20 protein-coding genes and 1 tRNA gene are annotated in these 19,760 nt (G+C 42.5%); 8 read left to right on the plus strand and 13 right to left on the minus strand.

Annotated features, from left to right (window positions below):
• Positions 1-13: 13 nt before the first annotated feature.
• From NEE14_RS07200 to NEE14_RS07210, 3 genes are all read right to left on the minus strand, one after another.
• A tRNA-Ala gene (locus tag NEE14_RS07200) sits at positions 14-87 on the minus strand.
• 129 nt (positions 88-216) lie between these two features.
• Positions 217-2,778, minus strand: coding sequence for an alpha-glucan family phosphorylase (glgP, locus tag NEE14_RS07205; RefSeq protein ID WP_251967985.1), 2,562 nt, complete (start codon positions 2,776-2,778; stop codon positions 217-219).
• A gap of 103 nt (positions 2,779-2,881) precedes the next feature.
• Positions 2,882-4,546 (minus strand): glycosyltransferase, encoded by a 1,665-nt coding sequence (locus tag NEE14_RS07210; protein ID WP_251967986.1) that lies wholly within the window; start codon positions 4,544-4,546, stop codon positions 2,882-2,884.
• A gap of 128 nt (positions 4,547-4,674) precedes the next feature.
• On the opposite strand from NEE14_RS07210, the gene NEE14_RS07215 reads away from it, so the two are divergent.
• From NEE14_RS07215 to NEE14_RS07230, 4 genes are all read left to right on the plus strand, one after another.
• The gene (locus tag NEE14_RS07215) at positions 4,675-4,959 is read left to right on the plus strand and encodes a hypothetical protein (RefSeq protein WP_251967987.1); all 285 of its coding nucleotides are present in this window, start codon (positions 4,675-4,677) and stop codon (positions 4,957-4,959) included.
• A gap of 7 nt (positions 4,960-4,966) precedes the next feature.
• Positions 4,967-5,512: a 1-acyl-sn-glycerol-3-phosphate acyltransferase gene (locus NEE14_RS07220; protein ID WP_251967988.1), complete on the plus strand. Its 546-nt coding sequence runs from the start codon at positions 4,967-4,969 to the stop codon at positions 5,510-5,512.
• 150 nt (positions 5,513-5,662) lie between these two features.
• A complete protein-coding gene (locus tag NEE14_RS07225; RefSeq protein WP_251967989.1) occupies positions 5,663-6,448 on the plus strand; it encodes an amidohydrolase in 786 nt (261 codons plus the stop codon).
• 34 nt (positions 6,449-6,482) lie between these two features.
• Positions 6,483-7,733, plus strand: a complete 1,251-nt coding sequence (locus NEE14_RS07230; RefSeq protein WP_251967990.1) for an AmpG family muropeptide MFS transporter — start codon at positions 6,483-6,485, stop codon at positions 7,731-7,733.
• Positions 7,734-7,748: 15 nt separating this feature from the next.
• On the opposite strand, the gene NEE14_RS07235 is transcribed toward NEE14_RS07230, so the two are convergent.
• The 7 genes from NEE14_RS07235 to NEE14_RS07265 form a co-directional block, all read right to left on the minus strand.
• Entirely contained in the window at positions 7,749-8,354 is a 606-nt protein-coding gene (locus NEE14_RS07235) for a ribonuclease HII (RefSeq protein ID WP_251967991.1), read from the minus strand.
• Between the two features lie 55 nt (positions 8,355-8,409).
• Entirely contained in the window at positions 8,410-9,678 is a 1,269-nt protein-coding gene (locus tag NEE14_RS07240; RefSeq protein WP_251967992.1) for a Y-family DNA polymerase, read from the minus strand.
• Positions 9,675-10,112 (minus strand): LexA family protein, encoded by a 438-nt coding sequence (locus NEE14_RS07245; protein ID WP_251967993.1) that lies wholly within the window; start codon positions 10,110-10,112, stop codon positions 9,675-9,677. The genes NEE14_RS07240 and NEE14_RS07245 overlap by 4 nt, the downstream gene beginning before the upstream one ends.
• A 37-nt stretch (positions 10,113-10,149) precedes the next feature.
• The gene (gene trhA, locus NEE14_RS07250) at positions 10,150-10,827 is read right to left on the minus strand and encodes a PAQR family membrane homeostasis protein TrhA (protein WP_251967994.1); all 678 of its coding nucleotides are present in this window, start codon (positions 10,825-10,827) and stop codon (positions 10,150-10,152) included.
• A gap of 24 nt (positions 10,828-10,851) precedes the next feature.
• Positions 10,852-11,400: a nitroreductase family protein gene (locus NEE14_RS07255; protein ID WP_251967995.1), complete on the minus strand. Its 549-nt coding sequence runs from the start codon at positions 11,398-11,400 to the stop codon at positions 10,852-10,854.
• 7 nt (positions 11,401-11,407) lie between these two features.
• Entirely contained in the window at positions 11,408-12,010 is a 603-nt protein-coding gene (locus tag NEE14_RS07260) for a riboflavin synthase (protein WP_022455565.1), read from the minus strand.
• A 127-nt stretch (positions 12,011-12,137) separates the two neighbouring features.
• Complete coding sequence (locus NEE14_RS07265) at positions 12,138-12,884, minus strand: DUF6261 family protein (protein ID WP_251967996.1); 747 nt, start codon at positions 12,882-12,884, stop codon at positions 12,138-12,140.
• A gap of 293 nt (positions 12,885-13,177) precedes the next feature.
• On the opposite strand from NEE14_RS07265, the gene NEE14_RS07270 reads away from it, so the two are divergent.
• Positions 13,178-13,705 carry a very short patch repair endonuclease gene (locus NEE14_RS07270; RefSeq protein WP_251967997.1) on the plus strand — a complete coding sequence of 176 codons (528 nt, stop codon included), beginning with the start codon at positions 13,178-13,180 and terminating at the stop codon, positions 13,703-13,705.
• Here NEE14_RS07270 and NEE14_RS07275 read toward each other — a convergent pair.
• Positions 13,689-14,879, minus strand: coding sequence for a type II restriction endonuclease (locus NEE14_RS07275; protein WP_251967998.1), 1,191 nt, complete (start codon positions 14,877-14,879; stop codon positions 13,689-13,691). The two genes, NEE14_RS07270 and NEE14_RS07275, sit on opposite strands and share 17 nt — an antisense overlap.
• A 4-nt stretch (positions 14,880-14,883) precedes the next feature.
• On the minus strand, positions 14,884-16,167 hold the full coding sequence (gene dcm, locus NEE14_RS07280) for a DNA (cytosine-5-)-methyltransferase (RefSeq protein WP_251967999.1): 1,284 nt from the start codon (positions 16,165-16,167) through the stop codon (positions 14,884-14,886).
• A gap of 229 nt (positions 16,168-16,396) precedes the next feature.
• Here dcm and NEE14_RS07285 point away from each other — a divergent pair, with 229 nt between their 5' ends.
• From NEE14_RS07285 to NEE14_RS07295, 3 genes are read left to right on the plus strand one after another with little or no spacing between them, the layout of a single operon-like run.
• Positions 16,397-17,080 (plus strand): peptidylprolyl isomerase, encoded by a 684-nt coding sequence (locus NEE14_RS07285; RefSeq protein ID WP_251968013.1) that lies wholly within the window; start codon positions 16,397-16,399, stop codon positions 17,078-17,080.
• Positions 17,081-17,085: 5 nt separating this feature from the next.
• Positions 17,086-17,853, plus strand: a complete 768-nt coding sequence (locus NEE14_RS07290) for a peptidylprolyl isomerase (RefSeq protein ID WP_251968000.1) — start codon at positions 17,086-17,088, stop codon at positions 17,851-17,853.
• Between the two features lie 15 nt (positions 17,854-17,868).
• Positions 17,869-19,191 carry an MATE family efflux transporter gene (locus tag NEE14_RS07295; RefSeq protein ID WP_251968001.1) on the plus strand — a complete coding sequence of 441 codons (1,323 nt, stop codon included), beginning with the start codon at positions 17,869-17,871 and terminating at the stop codon, positions 19,189-19,191.
• 33 nt (positions 19,192-19,224) lie between these two features.
• Here NEE14_RS07295 and msrA read toward each other — a convergent pair whose 3' ends face one another.
• Positions 19,225-19,710, minus strand: coding sequence for a peptide-methionine (S)-S-oxide reductase MsrA (gene msrA / locus NEE14_RS07300; protein ID WP_251968002.1), 486 nt, complete (start codon positions 19,708-19,710; stop codon positions 19,225-19,227).
• Between the last annotated feature and the right edge of the window lie 50 nt (positions 19,711-19,760).

A 19,760-nucleotide genomic window follows, 5' to 3' on the forward strand; every position in this document is an offset into this window, starting at 1 on the left:
TATATAAAAACAGTGGAGCATATCGGACTCGAACCGATCACCTTTAGACTGCCAGTCTAACGCTCTAGCCAGATGAGCTAATGCCCCTTTTGTACGTAGCAAAGATAATAAAATATCCAACTGCATCAAATTGATGACACAAAAAAAGAATGCATCTCCGAAAAGATGCACTCTTTTTCTCATTTTATAATATCAAATCACACTTATGCTATCTGATTATAATTGGATCCAACGAATAAAGGCGAAGTCCATGCGGTGAGGTAAATTCGGATTCTTCGGGAAGATTCTGAAGCCGAGCTTATGATTTCCGGCTTCTGTTGGAGTAATCTTCAGCTCAAAATACATATGCGTACCTTCTTCTTTCTTTAATTCGAATTCAGCTTTCTCTACGATAACCGTCTGATGCTTTTCTGGATCTTCTTTTGTAATAATCGCTTCAGCACCCAACATGCCTACCAATTCATGACGATCTATTACCAGATTAAATGTACTTTCCTTACCTACAACAGGTCCATTAGCTGCAAAATCAGCATCACAAGTAAAGGAAGTCACTTCAAAACAATCCCAATGTGCAGCTACTTCTTCTTTCCATGCAGCTATTTCTTTTGCTTTTGCATAATTGTCTTTTGTCAGAACTGCGGAACGAGTAGCTAACTTCTTGTAGAAACGATTAATATAATCGTCCAGCATACGCTTCATTGTATAGTTGTAGGCTATCTGAGACATAGAATTCTTGATGTACTGAATCCACTCAGGAGAATAACCCTTACTATTCTTAGCATAATATGTTGGGATGATTTCTGACTCTAACATCTGATAGATAGTTGCTGCATCCAACTGATCCTGATACTGCTGATTTTCGTAAGTCCGCTTATCAGTCAAGGCCCAACCAGCACCTTCACGATAACCTTCATACCACCATCCGTCCAGTACCGAGAAGTTCAATACACCGTTCATTTCTGCTTTTTCTCCTGAAGTACCAGAAGCTTCCAACGGACGAGTCGGAGTATTCAACCAGACATCCACACCAGCTATCAAGTGACGAGCTAAGCGCATGTCATAATTCTCAAGGAAAATAATCTTACCTTGGAATTCCGGACGACGAGAAATCTCAATGATATGCTTGATCAAACCTTGTCCACCACCATCAGCCGGGTGAGCTTTACCTGTAAATACAAACTGAATCGGGAATTGTTCGTTATTTACAATTTTTGCCAAACGATCCAAATCAGTAAACAACAAGTGAGCACGTTTATAAGTTGCAAAACGGCGACCAAAACCAATTAACAAAGCATTCGGATTGATCTTCTCCAGAATAGAAACTACTTTTGCCGGGTCTCCCTGATTCTTCAGCCAAGTTGTCTTATATTCATTCTTGATATATTTGATCAGTTTATTCTTCAATGTCTGACGGATATTCCAGATATCTTCATCCGGCATTGACTGAATAGCTTCCCAATATTTCTGATTAGACTGATCAGCATAGAAATTCTTATGGAATCTCTTATAGAAGAACTCTTTCCATTCTGTTGAAGCCCATGTCGGCATATGAACACCATTTGTCACATATCCTACATGTAATTCTTCCGGGAAATAACCCTTCCAAATTGGAGCAAACATACGCTGAGAAACTTTTCCGTGCAACCAGCTTACACCATTAGCTTCCTGACAAGTATTCAAAGCGAACGTACTCATGCAGAACTTCTCATTTGAACCTGGATTTACACGTCCCATGTCAATAAATTCCTGCCAGCTGATACCTAATTTATTAGGGAATTCACCCATGTAGCGGCCAAACAAACCTTCATCGAAATAGTCATGTCCGGCAGGAACCGGGGTATGTACTGTATAAAGTGAAGAAGCACGAACTACTTCCATAGCCTGATTGAATGACAATCCTTCTTTCTGGATATAATCAACCAAACGCTGTGCGTTGATCAAAGCAGCATGTCCTTCATTGCAATGATATATCTGTTTCTTGATACCCAGCTTGTTCAGCATCATAATACCACCGATACCTAACAGATATTCCTGCTTCATACGGTTTTCCCAATCACCACCATACAATTGGTGAGTAATTGAACGGTCCCATTCGCTATTCTGCGGTATATCCGTATCCATTAAATACAAAGGAACACGGCCTACACTGACTTTCCAGATATGAGCGTAAACGGTACGTCCTGGATAAGGAACTTCCAATACCATTGGTTCACCATTTTCTTCCATAACCTGAACCAATGGAAGAGAATTAAAGTTCTGTGCTTCATAATTAGCAATCTGCTGGCCATCCATCGATAAGGTCTGTGTAAAATAACCATAACGATACAAGAAACCAACAGCACACATATCGACATTACTGTCACTTGCTTCCTTCAGATAATCACCGGCCAAAACACCTAAACCACCTGAGTAAATCTTCAAAACATTCGTCAAACCATACTCCATACTGAAATAAGCGACAGATGGTTTGGTCTGATCTGGCTTCACATTCATATAAGCTTTGAAATCAGCATACACCTTTGCGATTTCAGCCATCAATTCTTTATCAGCTAAAATTTCTTCTGTACGCTGAAAAGAAAGGTTCTGTAATAATTGAACAGGATTTCCTTCTGTTTTCTTCCAAAGAATCGGATCAATTTTTCCAAATAGTTTTGCCCCTTCGTAATTCCATACCCACCAAAGATTAGTAGACATTTCCTTCAATACCTCTAAAGAGGCAGGTAATTTAGACTGAGAATAAACATCCTTCCAAATAGGGTCATTCGATTTGATTTTCATTATCGTGAAGTTTAGTTTATATTTCTTTTGTTTGCTTCCATTTTGATATAATCATCAAACGGCGGCAAAGATAATTAATTTATTTGATTGAATTTTAATGTTTTCAAGAATTCCTTTCGCTTGCATGCATTAATGCAACAGAAAAAGCCTCCTTATAATAAGTAATAAATCGGCTCCATTCGGCTTTCTGGGCCAAATCGAAACAATTTTCCTTAATTTTGTTTTTCTGTTTCTCGTCTGCTATATCCGCCAAAGCCAAGATATGGTTAGTAATCTCTGTTGCCACATCAAAATAATTAAAGTCTGTACGGTCTATCACGACAACTCCTTCTTGAATATTCTTTCCTGATACACCCGCTTTCAATGCCCATAAACCGAAACCGGCCAGATTCGTTGTGATAGTCGGAATTCCAAAAGCGATGCTTTCCAACGGAGTATATCCCCATGGTTCGTAATAGGAAGGATAAACCGTCACATCCATACCGATCAGAATATCATAATATGGCTTATTCAAAATACCATCTTTTCCATCCAAATAACACGGAATAAATATAATCTTCAGCTTTTCATTCTTGGCATTCGTAAAACCGGCATAACCGATGTAATTCATCACCCGATCATCCTGCATCTGATTTAACCAGTGAGTGATAAAAGGACATTGCATGGGTTCTTCATTCGGATAATCGATTTCAATAGCTTTCTTTAAGTCTGAACGGACTTCCCGTACCCATGCAGGAACCATAATAAAGGCGATCGCTTCACGCTGCAACTGTCCACTGGTACGAACTCGATTCATTGCTTCGATAAATACGTCAATACCTTTATTTCTGTATTCATAACGGCCACTCGTTGATATCAACAAAGCATCCGGATCGATTGAATATCCTAACAGCTTTTCGGCCATATTAAGCAAAGCCTTGCGTGCTTCTGCTCTTTTTACAGCATATTCTGCAGCTGCAGGTACGAAGTTGGGTTCAAATCCATTCGGAGTTACAACATCCGGCTTCTTATCCAAGAGCTGTTCACATTCCCGGGCCGTGATATCACTTACCGTAGTAAAGCAATCTACCTGGTGAGCGGTCTGTTTCTCGATGGAATGTTTCGCTTCCATATTCAACTCATATGCCATCTGATCCCCATTGTATCCATCCATATAGGCATACAGAGCTTTATTGTTTCCTGCTATAGAACGCCCGATAGATGTTGCATGAGTGGTGAATATGGTAGCAACCTTCGGAAGCTGTTTCTTTACATACAACGCTCCCATTCCCAACATCCATTCATCGAAATGTGCAACGACCGGCTTATCTTCCAACTTATAATAATGGTAAAAACTCTCAATAACCTTTCCTACGGCATAAGCAAAAATACAAGATTCGTCATAATCTCCGTATGCATGAATAGAATCAACATGAAACTGATCCCACATCATATAATACAACGCATCTTTTTCCGGGAAAAAGGGTTTAAAATCAACTAAAATAACAGGAGGCATTCCCGGAACATTCCAACGCCCTATTTTCACATGAAGGCCATCTGCTGATTCAGCATGCTGCTTCCAATCTGTAAAAAGACTTGTATCATCCACAAAATCCAAAGGTTGAGTTTTATCCCAAATATCTGGTCCGATAAAAATAATCCGATCACTCAACATTTGTTGTAAAGTATGCGCCTTTGTAGAAAGGACTGTATAAATTCCTCCGACCTTATTACACACTTCCCAACTACTTTCAAACACATATTCTGGCGCAGTTTCTGTATTGTTCATCCTGTAGTTCTTTTTAATGGTATGATTTTCTGCTTGCAAAGATAATCTTTTTTACGCTTTTTTTGATTAGCCTCTTATATTTTAATTGTAATTTTTGTAGCTTTGTCGATATTCTAATTTAAAAGATTATGGCTAATAGACGTATTTTAAAGAAAGAAATCAGCTACACGGCTGGTAACTTATTTTTGGAAACCGTGTTTTGCAAATTGTATCTGCCGGATACTAACACAGAAAAAGCAGACACTATCCTGGCCCGGATTCTGGATATGCAAGATAATTTTATCGGCCGTGCCGGCAGACCTGACGGTAAAGACAATCCGAAACTGGTAAAAGCATATTACAGTAAACTCAGAGCTGACTTGCAAAAGGAAATTGATGCTATTGCCGCTGAAATTGGCGAATTAAACAAATAAGCATTGAATGAAACAAATTATCTGTAAAACTCTTCTTCGCTGGTTTGGATGGAAGTTGGGTCCTCATGAAGGAGTGGAATTACCCAAATGCGTTATTTGTGTAGCTCCGCATACAAGCAACTGGGATTTCGTCGTTGGAAAATTGTTTTACACATCCATTGGCCTGACAGCCGGGTTTCTGATGAAGAAAGACTGGTTCTTCTTCCCTTTTAATCTGCTGTTCAAGAGTATGGGAGGAATTCCTGTCAATCGGGACAAACGAACATCACTGACAGACCAGGTGGTTGAAATGTTTCAGACAAACGACCGGTTTCAAGTAGCCATTACACCCGAAGGAACACGAAAACGGGTAGATGAATGGAAAAAAGGATTCTATTATATCGCATTGAAAGCCCATGTTCCTATTTTACTGGCCTACATTGATTATGGAAAAAAGACCGTTGGCATTAAAGAAATATTTTATCCGACAGGGAATGCGGACCAGGATATTGCGATAATCCGTGAAAAGTACAACGGAATCAGAGCTTGTCATCCGGAGCATTTCGGCGGTTGAAGAGTTTATCCTCAAGACGAAAAAGGAACCAGACTGAATTATTCTCGTCCGGTTCCTTTTTTAATAATGCAATTTGAAAAACGAATCTCGTGAGAATCGATTATGATCCTCACTTATATTAAAAACGAATCTCGTATCTTTTAGAATACAATGGAAAATGATTTACGCATAAGCTTTCTGCAATTTCCGATTGAATGGGAACAGAAGGAAAAGAATTTAGTAAGCTGTGAATCCCGATTAAAAGAGGCAAAAGGGAAAACCGACCTGGTTGTCTTGCCGGAAATGTTTACAACCGGTTTTTCCATGAACGCGGCAGCATTAGCGGAAGAAATGACAGGAAAAACCGTCTCTACCGTCAAAAGATGGGCGAATACATACAATTTGGCTATCACAGGAAGTTTTATAGCGCATGAAGAGGAACACTTTTACAACCGGGCATTCTTCATTACTCCTGACGGCCAAGTGTATCATTACGACAAACGCCATCTGTTCAGTATGGCCGGTGAAACACATACCTACACAGCCGGTAATGAACGTCCTGTGATCTTATATAAAGGGTGGAACATCTGTCTGCAAATCTGTTACGACTTACGCTTTCCCGTCTGGAGCCGTAACCAGGATAACGAATATGATCTGTTGATTTATATGGCCAACTGGCCTGAAGTCCGTTCTGCGGTATGGCAACCTTTGCTGCTGGCTCGGGCGATCGAAAACCAGGCTTATGTATGCGGTGTCAATCGAACGGGCATTGATGGTAAGGGCTTCAATTACGCAGGCGGTTCCGTACTCTTTTCACCGAAAGGAGAAATGTTAGGATGTGCCTATAGCCGTAAGCATTGTCTGCTCACTCGCACATTATCTGCAGAAAAACTCATGACCTTCCGCCGCAAGTTTCCGGTAGCGAACGATCAAGATTCTTTTCAGCTAAATTTGTAATTGGAAAACCAACCTGACTAATACCTGAAACAGTATGACAACAAAGAAATCTCCCTGGAACTGGATTCCTACATTATATTTTGCAGAAGGCTTACCCTATGTAGCCGTGATGACATTATCCGTCATTATGTACAAACGGCTCGATGTTTCCAATACCGACATCGCCCTTTATACAAGCTGGTTATATTTTCCCTGGGTAATTAAACCTCTCTGGAGCCCGTTTGTAGACTTGATCAAGACAAAACGCTGGTGGATCTGGATCATGCAGGTACTGATCGGGGGCGGAATGGCCGGAATCGCATTTATCTTGCCTGGTGATTTCTTCTTCCAGGCAACCCTTGCCTTCTTTTGGGTGATGGCTTTCTGTTCTGCTACCCACGACATTGCAGCCGACGGGTTTTATATGCTCGGGCTGAATGAAGAACAGCAGGCTTTCTTTATCGGCATCCGGAATACGTGTTATCGTATTGCCATGATTACCGGACAAGGATTGCTGGTCATGCTGGCCGGCTGGCTGGAAAAGTCAACCGGTCACATTCCGATGGCCTGGAGCCTTGTTTTCTTTGTCATGGCAGGAATTTTCATCGCGCTTGCCCTTTGGCACAAATTCATCCTACCGAAACCTTCATCCGACAAGCTGCGAAGCGGTGTCACCATTCATAGTATCTGGAAGGAATTTGTACAGACCTTTTCGTCATTCTTTTCCAAGAAAGGAATTATACCGGCTCTCCTCTTTATGTTGACGTACCGCTTGGGTGAATCGCAATTGGTTAAACTGGCGTCTCCATTCCTACTGGATCAACCGGAGATAGGTGGTTTGGGATTAAGTACCGGCCAGGTAGGATTTGTCTATGGTACCATTGGTGTCATTGCCCTTCTATTAGGGGGAATTGCCGGAGGTATTGCCATTTCGAAACACGGCCTAAAACGATGGATCTGGCCGATGGCACTCGCCATCTCTCTGCCTAATCTGGTCTATCTTTATTTGGCATACGCACAGACAGACAACTTTGCTATTATCAATACCTGTGTTGCCATCGAACAGTTTGGTTACGGATTTGGATTTACCGGATACACCATGTACCTGATGCTTTTTGCCGAAGGAGAATATAAAACGTCTCACTATGCTATCAGTACCGGATTTATGGCACTCGGCATGATGGTGCCCGGTATGATTTCGGGATGGATTCAGGAATGTATCGGTTACCAGCACTTCTTCATTTGGGTGATGCTCTGCTGTATCCCGCTATTCCTCGTGCTTCCGTTTATTCGAATCAATAAATAACGGAAAGAAATAGGCTTAAAACAAATCCAAGGTGAGTTGGCCGTTGCCCAGCAGATTATAACTCTTCCGGTGATAGGGCGAAATTCCGTGCGCAGCGATAGCTGCCCGATGTTTCTTCGTCGGATATCCTTTATTATGATCCCAGTCATAGACAGGATATTCCCGGTGTAACTCATTCATATAATCATCACGGTATGTTTTGGCCAAAATGGATGCGGCGGCGATCGACAGATACTTTCCGTCTCCTTTCACGATGGTTGTATGCGGAATTCCGGGATAAGGATTAAAGCGGTTCCCGTCGATCAGCAAATGCTGCGGACGGATCTTCAACTGATCGATGGCACGGTGCATGGCCAAAAAGGAAGCATTCAGAATATTAATCTGATCGATCTCTTCCGGCGAAACGATTCCGACAGCCCAAGCCAAAGCCGACTCTTCTATCACACTTCGCAAGGCATACCGCTGTTTTTCGGTCAGCTGCTTCGAATCATTCAACATTTCGTTCTTGAAGTCGGGCGGTAAGATGACGGCAGCCGCATAGACTGCACCCGCCAAACAACCTCGTCCGGCCTCATCGCAACCGGCTTCAATCCGGTTCTCTTGTAAATAAGGTAATAACATCTTTTGTTGTCTTTTCTGGCGACAAATTTAGTAAAAAAACAAAAGGGCAGTTTGTTTACTCCGATTTCACTTCAATGACATCCCGAAGATTGGTTGTATATTGCCGTGATATGTATTCATTCTTCAGATTCCACTTTCGCCCGTCGCCCTGTGAAGCTACTTTCAAGATCTGGTATCCGTTCTTCCGGTTAATTTCATCAATGGCTTTCTGCAAGGCTGCCTGCTTCCCGCGGTCCACCGGATCAAACAACTGTGTTTGAATAGCCGTGTCAGGTGTGATATTCCAGACGATAACTCCGGCCTTCTTAAACCGGAAGTCGCCTTTTCTCCAGCCGGTCCGCAAACCACGCAAAGCAGCCTGGATAATTTCCGGCGGATAATTGGTCGGCACAGTTATGGGAACATATTCCTGAATATGGCATTGCGGCAAGTCCAGCCGGAAGCGTCCGGTATAGGCAAAAACAGTCAGTGCCTGACAACACGTATGCTGTTCCCGCAATTTACGGGCACACGAGGCCGCAAAGTTGGCTACAGCTTCTTCCAAGACAGCCAACTCGCTGATCCCTTCAGCAAAACTACGGCTTGTACAGATACTTTTCTTCTGAGGCAAATCGTCTATATCAATACAAGAAATACCCTGCAACTCTTTCCAGGTACGCACACCGGTCACCGTAAACTCTTTCCGGATCCACGATTCCGACTTGGAACAGAAGTCGGCTGCCGTATGAATTCCGTAATAAGTCAGTTGCTTACGCATCCGCCGCCCGATACCCCAGACATCTTCAATCGGGAAATCCTGCAAGGCTTTCTTCCGTTTCTCTTCCGTATCAATCAGACATACGCCTTTATAACCGGCATACTTTTTCCCGTATTTCGATGCGACTTTCGCCAACGTCTTTGTAGAAGCAATACCCAAGGTAACCGGGATTCCAGTTCCTTTGGTTACTGTCCGTACCAGTTGTAAACCATACTCGCGGAGTTTTTCTCCTTCTGCTATTCCCTGAAGATCCAGAAAAGCCTCATCAATCGAATAGATGGAAAGATGCGGAGTAAAAGAAGACAACAGCATCATTACCCGTCGGCTCATATCACCATATAGAATATAATTGGACGAGAATACGGCCACCTGTGCCTTCTCCAACTGATCTTTCACCTGATAGAAAGGAACTCCCATATCAATTCCCAATGCCTTTGCTTCATTACTTCGGGCCACGATACAACCATCATTGTTCGACAATACAACGACTGGTACATGCCGCAAGGATGGATTAAAGACCCGTTCGCACGAGGCATAGAAGTTATTGCAGTCAACCAGTCCGATCATAGTCTCCTGTTCCGCTTTTTAATGGTATAAGTTACGACACCCCACACCATAAAGTCATTCTCCTCCGTCACTCGGATAGGCTGATAATCGGCATTGGCGGGCACTAACCACAAGCAGTCTTTTTCCTGACGAACATACTTGATCGTAAAATCTCCGTCGATAAAAGCCACGACCATATCACCGTCTTGTGGTTCCAGCGACTTGTCGATCACCAGTAAATCACCCTCTTCAATGCCAGCATCAATCATGGAATTTCCTTTCACCCGTCCATAAAAAGTGGTAGCCGGATGACGAACCAGTTCTTTATTCAAGTCGATTGTTCCTTCCAGATAATCCTGAGCCGGAGACGGAAATCCCGCCTTGATACCGGCATCCGCAAAAGGAAGAGGCAGTTCGCTCGACAAATCGGCAGAAAGTAGTTCTATCGTTAGCATTACTTCATCGTGTTTTATTTAGTAACTGACCATTTATTCAAGATACACCCAGACTCAAGACATGCCATACCGCCACCATATGACAGGCAGAACCGGCCAGAACAAAGAAATGGAAAATAGAATGGGCATACCGGATACGACGGAAGGAATAAAACACAGCTCCGGTAATATAACAGACTCCTTCTGCTATCATCCAGTAGCAGGCTGTTTCAGCTACGGCCAACAACGGACCGAAAGCGACTAAAATAGACAAGCCCATCACTATGAAACAAAGGGTTTCTATGTGGCTATGTTCTTCCATCTTACGAAAACTGACCGCCGTTCCGACAAGAGCACAGGTCCACACAAAAGCGAACAGTCCCCAGCCCCATGCACCTTCCTCGCGTAAAACCGTCAACGTAATCGGTGAATAGCTGCCGGCAATATGCCAGTATATGGCAGCATGATCCCATTGACGGAGCCTTTTCTTCAACGGATTATGATGACGCAAGGCATGATAAAGCGTTGACGTCAGATACGAACCGCCCATGCCTGCCAGATAAAGCCAAACTCCTAATGTTGCCCACTCGTCACCGTATTGATGGCAATACGCTAAAAAGCAGAAACAGACAATCAGTCCCAACGCGAATCCGGCAGCATGCGAGATTGAGTTTATCTGTTCTTCCTTCTTAGAATAGAACAGTCCGCTCCTATTTTTCTTTACCGTTGTCTCCACCTGATGAATCAATGAAGGTATGAATTACTCATACCGGTTCCAACTGACAATCTTATCCAGTTCTTTCCGAACCTTTTTCCGGTCGGGTTGCGTTGAATAGCCCAACACGACATCCAGTAACACACGCTTGCCGGAAGGAATTCCTAACAGCTTGCGTACTTTATCCTCGTCAAACCAGCCCATGATACAACTGCCCAATCCTTCGTCTTCGGCCGCTAACACCAGATGAGCAGCAGCAATTCCTACGTCGATGTGAGCAAAGTTCTTATCCTTCAGCCAGGCTCCGAAACCGGCACTCAGGTTGGGTTTCTCTTCTACCACCACGATATGTACCGGTGCCTGCTTCGAGAAATGGTTTATACCTAATATCTTGCTCGCCACGGCATCCGCCAGTTTATTCTTCGTCTCCGGATCGTCTACTACGATAAAATGCCAGGGCTGTGAATTGCAGGCCGAAGGAGCCAGGCGGACTGTCTCCAAGATCTGCTGGATTTTTTCCTTCTCGACCGGACGGTCCGGATCGAAAGCCCGGTCGCTTTGCCGCCGGGCCACCAAATCAAAGAACGTCGTCATCACCAGATTATTTATATTGCATCATCTTACTGATATATTTTCCCACGATATCAAACTCGAGGTTCACTACCGTTCCCTTCTCGATCTGGCAGAAGTTCGTATGATCGTGCGTATAAGGAATAATCGCTACCTGGAAGCTGTTATCCTGTGAATTACATACGGTCAGACTGACTCCGTTTACGCATACCGAACCTTTTTCGACCGTCACGTACCCTTTCTGTGCCATTGCCTTGTCGAATTTATATTCGAACGTATAATACCAGCTGCCGTCTGCTTCTTCCACATTTGTACAAACAGCCGTCTGATCTACATGTCCCTGGACGATATGTCCGTCCAAGCGGCCGTTCATCAGCATGCTCCGTTCCAGATTTACCAGACTGCCCGGCACCAGATGCCCTAAGTTCGAACGATCCAATGTTTCCTGAATAGCCGTTACCGTATACGTTTTGTCGGTCTTCTTCACGACAGTCAAGCACACACCATTATGTGCTACGCTCTGGTCGATCTTCAATTCATTCACAAACGAACATTCCATCGTAATATGAATGTTGCCTTTATCTTTTTCTATCGCTACCACCTTGGCAGCTTCTTCTACAATTCCTGAAAACATAATGATTTGGATTTTTAGAGTTTCGATATGCGAAGATACGGAAAATAATCCGGTTAAAAAGGAAAGAGAAACAAGAATACACGATACAAAAACTCCCGGCACATCTCTAACCGGGAGCATCGGGATATCAAGCCTTGTTTTCTTCAGTTGATTTCTTTCGTTCCGCCATGCGCTGGTTATACGCCTGGTTGGTATCGGCAATCAGTTTGTTCACCTTGGTAATGAAAGCCGTAAGAACATCAGACGGCGAAGCGATACTGAATGCCCAAGCGGTAGTCACGATCTCATCATACTGATCATACATTTCCATACGGATCGGTTTGGCCGATTCAACCGGATTCGCCATCTGATTAGCAGCACGACTTTCGATAAGCGACTTATATTCCGCATTCATTTCTTCCAAATACACAAGTTCTTCCGACAAGCCCAAAGCCGTGAGATGAGCCTTATTTTCATCTTTCTTCAAATCTTTCAGCAGGCCGTCGACCGTCTGTACCTGCTGCCGTTGGGGCAACGACTGGGCTCCGAAATAAGGTTTCATCACATTCTGTAATGCCTGTGCTGCCGTTCGTTTCACCTCGATCGGATGATTGCATCCCGTCTTAACGGTCGAGAAGAAATACGAAAGCAAGTCATCTACCTGCTTGTCCAATTCTGTAATCCGGGCAGTTTCGGAGGCAATCCGGCTTTGATCCACCAGATCTATCAACTTGTCATAGTTTGCCGAAAAAGCCGAATAGGTTTCCTGGGGCACATGAAGTGCTTCAACGGTTCCTTCATTTACGTATGTACAGATTTGTCCGGCAAAAAAAGTAAATTCGGCGTTGTTTAATCTTGCAAGATTGATTTCGTTGGGTTTTAACATTGTTGCCATATTAAAAATTTTAAAGTTTAGTTCTCAAATATAAAGAGAATTATCCTTATTTCTATTTTTACCGATGGGAAAATGCAATTCAGCACGCTAAATTGGGTTTCCACAATCCCCAAAATGAAATTTAGCCTATTAAATCGGTATTCCGCAATCCGAAAAACGGAATTTAGCCCACTAAATCGGGGTTTCGCAATCCGGGAAACGGAATTTAGCGCGATAAATAGCATTTATACTTCTTTTAAATCCTTTCATGCTTTCCTTTCGAATTAGTAAATTTGCAGCAAAGACGCATGGGTATGGATATTTGGAACAAAAAGAAACGTTCGGCCGTCATGGCGAGGATTAAAAGCAAGGACACTAAGCCAGAACTTATCGTCCGCCGCTACTTGTACCACCGGGGCTACCGCTATCGCAAGAACGTGAAGAAGTTGCCGGGCACGCCCGATATTGTATTGCGCAAATACGGAATTGTGATCTTCATTCACGGCTGTTTTTGGCATGGACATGAAGTAGACAGCCATATTCCACACAGTAACACGGATTTCTGGAAAAAGAAAATCGAACGGAACAAGCAACGGGACGAACGCAACAAAGTGCAACTGAGGAAAATGGGCTGGCGGGTAATGACCATTTGGGAATGTCAGTTGAAACCTGCTGTCCGCGAACAGACATTGCAAGAAATGGAGTACCACATCAACCACACTTACCTAGAGCATTTCAAGCCCAACCCACTTAAAACGTATGGAATAGAAGAAAATTCCCCCAGCCTGGCAGCCGAGGGAGAAGCGGGGTATGGGGAATTAAAAATTAAACAGAATAAGTAGACCGTGACTCCTGTTTAGATTTGACCATTGCGATAAATGTAGCTAATGTTTCGATGTCAGGTTGACATTCTTTATCAAATGAGTTTTTGTATGATTCAGGAACCACCAATTTTACATGTTCATGCTTCATTTCCAATAGTTGATTCTTGGATATTCCTTGTTGCATAGTAAACAAATATTTGATATCAATACGGTTGGCTTCATTCAATACTTGACGCCAACGATCTTTGCAAGTTGTTTTAGCTCCAAGAAAAACTAAATTTTCTGCTGGGAACAATAAATTATGATATGCTTCTCCGTTAGGGAATATAAAATCAGGCTTCTTATTGTCCTCCGTAATAACTTGTTCCTCAAATTCCAATTTAGCGGCTGAAAATATAGTCGCGAGATGATGCTCCAAAGATTTACCTGCTCGTGATTTACGTCGGTTTAAAATAGCATTAGAAAATTTAACTAGCTCTTGACAATTGGCAAATGGCTTACTATAAATTGGAGCATATATCTTTTCTTCAAAGCTTCGGAACAAACTATATTCCGTATCAAACCATTTTAATAACTGAAAGTCAGGATTATCACAAATCTTAGAATCTGTAACTTTATGGATATTATTATAAATATCTCTGGCCAATTTAGCCATTTGTCTCGTTTCCGGAAAATCTTCATATAAAGAAACAATATGTTGAATCTCCACATCCAACCGTTCTTCAAGAGATACAGATTGTGAAATATCTATTAACTGATTGGTCTTTTCTGATGAAAGATTGAAGAATGCAAAAAAGTCATCAATATCCTGATCTGATTGTAAAACAAAACCATAGTAATAATCATCACTTTGCTGTGCAATAATCAACAAACCACCCAAATATTCTTCTTCAAAAAAAGGAAAATCCTTTCCTAAACGAGTAATGCGATACTCGTTACGTGAACCTTGCCCATAATAGATAAAACGGCTATCAGTTATGAAGTCATCCTGCCACTTCACCTTTACAAATTTATCTTTATTCTCTCCTTTTACGCCGGGAATATCAAATAAAAGAGAAGCCGCACACTTAGGAATATAAAAACCTGCTTGATGTGAGCCATTTTTCCCTGTATCGTTTACTGTAATGAAACGACAAAATGCATGTTTTGCATTTTGCACTTTTTCAATTGCGCTATTTAATAGATCTCCCATAAAACTAACCTTTTAGCATTGTTTTGACCAATTGTTCTGAAACAGCAGTAATAAGTGGCACAACGACAGAATTACCACATTGCCTATATGCTTGAACATCTGAAACCTTATTTATAATATACTCATCTGGATATCCCATTAAACGAGCACATTCTCTAGGAGTCAAACGTCGAGGATTCATTCCTTTTCTTTGTGGAATTAATATTTCTGAACCATCCTTATAATACCTTGCACTAAGAGTTCTACTTATGCCATCCAAATCCACCAAACCAAAACCGAATCCATTACCTTTAGCTCGATGTTTCTCTGCATAATCTTGCAAATAATTCCACAATTTATCAGAAAGAGTATATTTAGGATCTGGATTCGAATCCAAAATTTCTCGAATTTTTCTAGTTGGATTATTTGTCATAGGGAATTCAAATTTCTCTTGCCCTTGATAACGTCTCTTATCAAAACCAACAATCATTATTCGCTCTCTATGCTGCGGTACATAATCTTTACCATCCATAACCTTATAATGTATGGAATATTCCAACTCTTCCAATGTGGCTTGAATCACTTTAAATGTATTACCTTTATCATGAGATACTAAATTTTTGACATTTTCCAAATAAAAAGCTTTCGGTCTATGACGACTTAAAATTTCAGCTACATCAAAAAATAAAGTTCCTTGTGTTTTATCACGGAAACCTGTTTCCCTGCCTAAACTTTTTTTCTTGGACACTCCTGCTATAGAAAACGGTTGACAAGGAAATCCAGCACACAGCACATCAAAATGATCGGGAATATATTTCTTTATCTCCTCTTTTGTAATATCGCCAAAAGGCATTTCTCCAAAATTCGCCATATATGTCTTTTGGGCAAAAGGATTCCATTCTGAAGAAAAAATACATTTTCCCCCTTGCGCCTGCATAGCTAATCGGAATCCTCCCATCCCTGCAAACAAATCAATAAAAGTAAACTTATAATCTTCAGGATCAGGGAAAGGTATTTGAAAAAAATCATTAAATAGCCCTGCTTGCAAAGGTTCACATAGTATATTCCTTGTAACTTCCATTTTGGGAAACTTATATTCTAAATATTCTTTTAAATATTTTTGAGCTAGTTCGATGGAGAAACCTTTGGCAAATTCACGATTATGCAAGTAGTGCGTAATCACCGCCAATTGATTATCATAAGATTTTGGACCATACATATATATTTGAACTTTTCCCCCAGAAGTTTCCGTAATGGAAATCTTCTCAGGAAAATCAGATAAATGTATATTAGATAAAGTTGTATTCATAAAGTTATTTTCACTAATTCGTTCACAAATTTACGCCAGTATATTCGATTTCCCAAATTAGGAAAATGGAATTAGCAAATCCAACCATCTCTTTACACCACAAAATATCCTATATTTCCCTAACTTTACTTATTCCCCACAAAAACAAGGCAGAGCGCTGAGCCTTTTCTTTTTATTTTGTATTTTTGTTCGCATAAATTAATTTACTAATCAAATAATTCAGAAGATGATGATGAAAAGCCTATTGACAAGTTTGCTGATAGCCATGATGGCTTTGTCTGTTCCTTTCGCAGAGGCAAAGGCACAGGAGGAGAAGGAAACCCTGGTACAGATTGATACCGATATGGGAAAAATCAAGGTAAAGTTGTATAACGACACGCCGTTGCACCGGGATAATTTCATCAAGAATGTGAAAGATCATTTATACGACGGACTCTTGTTCCACCGCGTAATCAAGCAATTCATGATTCAGGCGGGAGATATCAACTCGAAGGATGCGCCGGCAGACAAGCATTTGGGCGACGGTGATCCGGATTATACCATTCCAGCAGAAATCGTATATCCGAAGCATTTCCATAAGGCAGGCGCTTTGTGTGCGGCCCGGACAAGCGATGATGTCAATCCGGAACGGGCTTCGTCGGCTTCGCAGTTCTATATTGTGACCGGAAAATTCTTTACCGAGATGGAACTGGATAAGATGGAGAAGGAACAGAACAAGGAATTTACAGCCGAACAACGCCAGGCTTATATGCTGGAAGGTGGACGTCCGGACCTCGATGACAAATACACCGTATTTGGTGAAGTCGTAAGTGGCATGAAGACGGTATTCAAGATTCAGATGGTTGAAACCAATACCGAAGACCGTCCGCTCAAGAATATAAAGATTAAATCAATGAAAATAGTAGAGAAATAAAGGGAATGGAAAATCAAATGAACGAAACGCAAGTGGTGATGCACACCTCGATGGGTGACATCCAGTTGAAATTATACAATGAAACACCCAAGCACCGGGACAATTTTATACAGCTGGTAAAAGACGGGACGTACAACGGATTGTTGTTTCACCGCGTCATCAAGGATTTTATGATCCAGGGCGGTGATGTAACATCGAAAGACGCGCCTATGAACAAATCATTAGGCGCCGGCGATCTGGGTTATACGGTTCCGGCAGAATTCAACTATCCGAAATATTTTCATAAGAAAGGCGCCCTGTGCGCTGCCCGTACCGGTGATGAAGTGAATCCGGAACGTGCTTCATCGGCTTCGCAGTTTTATATCGTGACCGGGAAAAAATATTCGGATGCCGAGCTGAACCAGATGGAAAAGCAGCTGGAGAACCGGCTGAAGCAATCTATTTTCGCCCGCTTACAGGCCGAGAACAAACCTAAGATCATGGAATATTACCGGAGCGGCAACAAGGAAGAATTGGCTATTTTGCGTGATACACTGATCGGGAAAACCGAACTGGAAGCGGAAAAGCGGAAAGACGAAGCCAAACTTCCGAAAGAAATACGGGAAATCTATAAGACGGAAGGCGGAGTTCCGTTCCTGGATAACCAATATACCGTTTATGGAGAAGTGGTAAAAGGTATCGAAGTAGTCGATGCCATCCAACAGGTTAAGACGAACAGACAAGACCGCCCGACAGAGAATGTCGTTATCACGTCCGTTGAACTGCTCGGTTGAATATAATCGTGTCTGATGAATCATTATAAAGAAACAATACGCCTGGGTGTCCCGATTATGCTGGGACAGCTGGGCATTATTATTGTGGGCTTTGCCGATAATATCATGGTCGGGCATCACAGCACGCAGGAACTGGCGGCAGCTTCGTTTGTGAATAACTTCTTTAACCTGGCTTTCATCTTCGGAATGGGCTTTTCTTACGGATTGACACCCATTGTCGGTCGCCTGTTTGCCCAGAAACAATACGCCGAAGTAGGCGCTACGCTGAAGAACAGTCTGGCGATCAACTTCATCGTCGGTATCCTGTTAAGCCTTTGCATGCTGTTTCTGCTCTTCAACCTCGACTGGCTCAACCAGCCGAAAGAGCTGTATCCGTACATCATTCCGTATTATATTCTGCAACTCTTCTCGGTTGTCTTCACCATGCTGTTCAATTCGTTCAAGCAGTTCAGCGACGGAACGACCGATACGCTGACTCCGATGTATGTCATGCTGAGTGCCAATGTCCTCAATATCGTCGGGAATTACTTTCTCATTTACGGTCATGGCGGATTTCCGGAACTGGGATTGACAGGTGCCGGTATATCAACACTTTTCAGCCGTATCCTGACATTGGTTGCTTTCTGCTGGCTCTTTTGTAAAAGGAAGAAATATACCGAGTACCTTCAAGGTTTCAGACAAAGCGTCATCAACCGGGAAAGTATCCGGAATCTGGTACGCTTGGGTTTGCCGGTCGGTTTCCAAATGGGTGTAGAGACGGGATCTTTCAGTCTGAGTGTCATTATGATGGGCTGGATCGGCAGTACAGCGTTGGCAGCTTATCAGGTAGGAGGAGTTGTGACGACGTTAGGTTTTATGCTGTACTATGGTATCGGAGCGGCTGTTTCCATCCGGGTAAGCAATTTCAACGGAAGCCGGAATAATCAGGAAATACGCAAGGCGGCTCAGGCTGGCTTTGTAATTATCAACACATTCGCCCTGCTTTTCATCGCGTTTTTATTACTCTTCCGCACACGCATCGGCTATTTATTTACCCCGGAAGAAGAAGTCGTAAAGTTGGTGGCTCTCTTCTGCTGGCCCATGATGCTCTATCAGTTCGGCGACGGTCTGCAGATTCTATTCGCCAACGCCTTGCGCGGACTGACGGATGTCAAATACATGGCCAAGATGGCATTAGTGTGTCACTTCGGACTCGCCTTACCGATCGGTTACATCTGCGGCTTTATCCTCCATTTAGGAGCATTGGGTGTCTGGTTCGGTTTTCCGGTAAGCCTGACGACTTTAGGTTTATGTTTAGGAAGACGCTTTCTTCTCCTGACACGCTCAACAACCGAATAAAACAACAGAGACGCTTTAATGCGTCTCTGCCTATTAAAATTTCTTGGTTCGGATATGACAATAAGGTTCTCCGCCTGTCTTGTCATAATAATGCTGATGATACTCCTCTCCTTCCCAGAAAGTAGAAGCCGGCGTAAGGCGTGTATTCACTTCATAGCCTTTTGACCGCAACAAGGCAATTACTTCTTCGGCCTGTTTCTTCTGCTCTTCATTCAGATAAAAGATTTCACTCCGGTATTGCGGACCAATGTCCGGACCTTGTCCGTCGGTTTGTGCCGGATCGTGAATCTCAAAGAATAATTTACATAAGTCGGTATAGGATGTCTGGTCGGCATCAAATACCACTTTCGTCACTTCAGCATGACCCGTTGTATGCGCTTTTACCTCCTGATAAGTAGGATGTTCCTTATCTCCGCCCATATAACCGACAACCGAATCAATAACTCCTTTGGCATGTTCAAACTGATACTGTGCGCCCCAAAAGCAGCCGCACGCAAATATTGCAGTCTCTTGTTTCATTGTTTCCTCCTTTTTTATCGGACCCAAATGTACAAAAAAATCTAACAGCA

Origin of the sequence: Parabacteroides sp. AD58 (assembly GCF_023744375.2) — a bacterium.
Lineage (GTDB): Bacteria > Bacteroidota > Bacteroidia > Bacteroidales > Tannerellaceae > Parabacteroides > Parabacteroides absconsus.

Excerpts from the sequence above, each read along its gene's own strand:
- glgP (WP_251967985.1), bottom strand. The coding sequence starts at position 2,778 with ATGAAAATCAAATCGAATGACCCTATTTGGAAGGATGTTTATTCTCAG.
- NEE14_RS07210 (WP_251967986.1), bottom strand. The coding sequence starts at position 4,546 with ATGAACAATACAGAAACTGCGCCAGAATATGTGTTTGAAAGTAGTTGG.
- NEE14_RS07215 (WP_251967987.1), top strand. The coding sequence starts at position 4,675 with ATGGCTAATAGACGTATTTTAAAGAAAGAAATCAGCTACACGGCTGGT.
- NEE14_RS07220 (WP_251967988.1), top strand. The coding sequence starts at position 4,967 with ATGAAACAAATTATCTGTAAAACTCTTCTTCGCTGGTTTGGATGGAAG.
- NEE14_RS07225 (WP_251967989.1), top strand. The coding sequence starts at position 5,663 with ATGGAAAATGATTTACGCATAAGCTTTCTGCAATTTCCGATTGAATGG.
- NEE14_RS07230 (WP_251967990.1), top strand. The coding sequence starts at position 6,483 with ATGACAACAAAGAAATCTCCCTGGAACTGGATTCCTACATTATATTTT.
- NEE14_RS07235 (WP_251967991.1), bottom strand. The coding sequence starts at position 8,354 with ATGTTATTACCTTATTTACAAGAGAACCGGATTGAAGCCGGTTGCGAT.
- NEE14_RS07240 (WP_251967992.1), bottom strand. The coding sequence starts at position 9,678 with ATGATCGGACTGGTTGACTGCAATAACTTCTATGCCTCGTGCGAACGG.
- NEE14_RS07245 (WP_251967993.1), bottom strand. The coding sequence starts at position 10,112 with ATGCTAACGATAGAACTACTTTCTGCCGATTTGTCGAGCGAACTGCCT.
- NEE14_RS07255 (WP_251967995.1), bottom strand. The coding sequence starts at position 11,400 with ATGACGACGTTCTTTGATTTGGTGGCCCGGCGGCAAAGCGACCGGGCT.
- NEE14_RS07260 (WP_022455565.1), bottom strand. The coding sequence starts at position 12,010 with ATGTTTTCAGGAATTGTAGAAGAAGCTGCCAAGGTGGTAGCGATAGAA.
- NEE14_RS07265 (WP_251967996.1), bottom strand. The coding sequence starts at position 12,884 with ATGGCAACAATGTTAAAACCCAACGAAATCAATCTTGCAAGATTAAAC.
- NEE14_RS07270 (WP_251967997.1), top strand. The coding sequence starts at position 13,178 with ATGGATATTTGGAACAAAAAGAAACGTTCGGCCGTCATGGCGAGGATT.
- NEE14_RS07275 (WP_251967998.1), bottom strand. The coding sequence starts at position 14,879 with ATGGGAGATCTATTAAATAGCGCAATTGAAAAAGTGCAAAATGCAAAA.
- dcm (WP_251967999.1), bottom strand. The coding sequence starts at position 16,167 with ATGAATACAACTTTATCTAATATACATTTATCTGATTTTCCTGAGAAG.
- NEE14_RS07285 (WP_251968013.1), top strand. The coding sequence starts at position 16,397 with ATGATGAAAAGCCTATTGACAAGTTTGCTGATAGCCATGATGGCTTTG.
- NEE14_RS07290 (WP_251968000.1), top strand. The coding sequence starts at position 17,086 with ATGGAAAATCAAATGAACGAAACGCAAGTGGTGATGCACACCTCGATG.
- NEE14_RS07295 (WP_251968001.1), top strand. The coding sequence starts at position 17,869 with ATGAATCATTATAAAGAAACAATACGCCTGGGTGTCCCGATTATGCTG.
- msrA (WP_251968002.1), bottom strand. The coding sequence starts at position 19,710 with ATGAAACAAGAGACTGCAATATTTGCGTGCGGCTGCTTTTGGGGCGCA.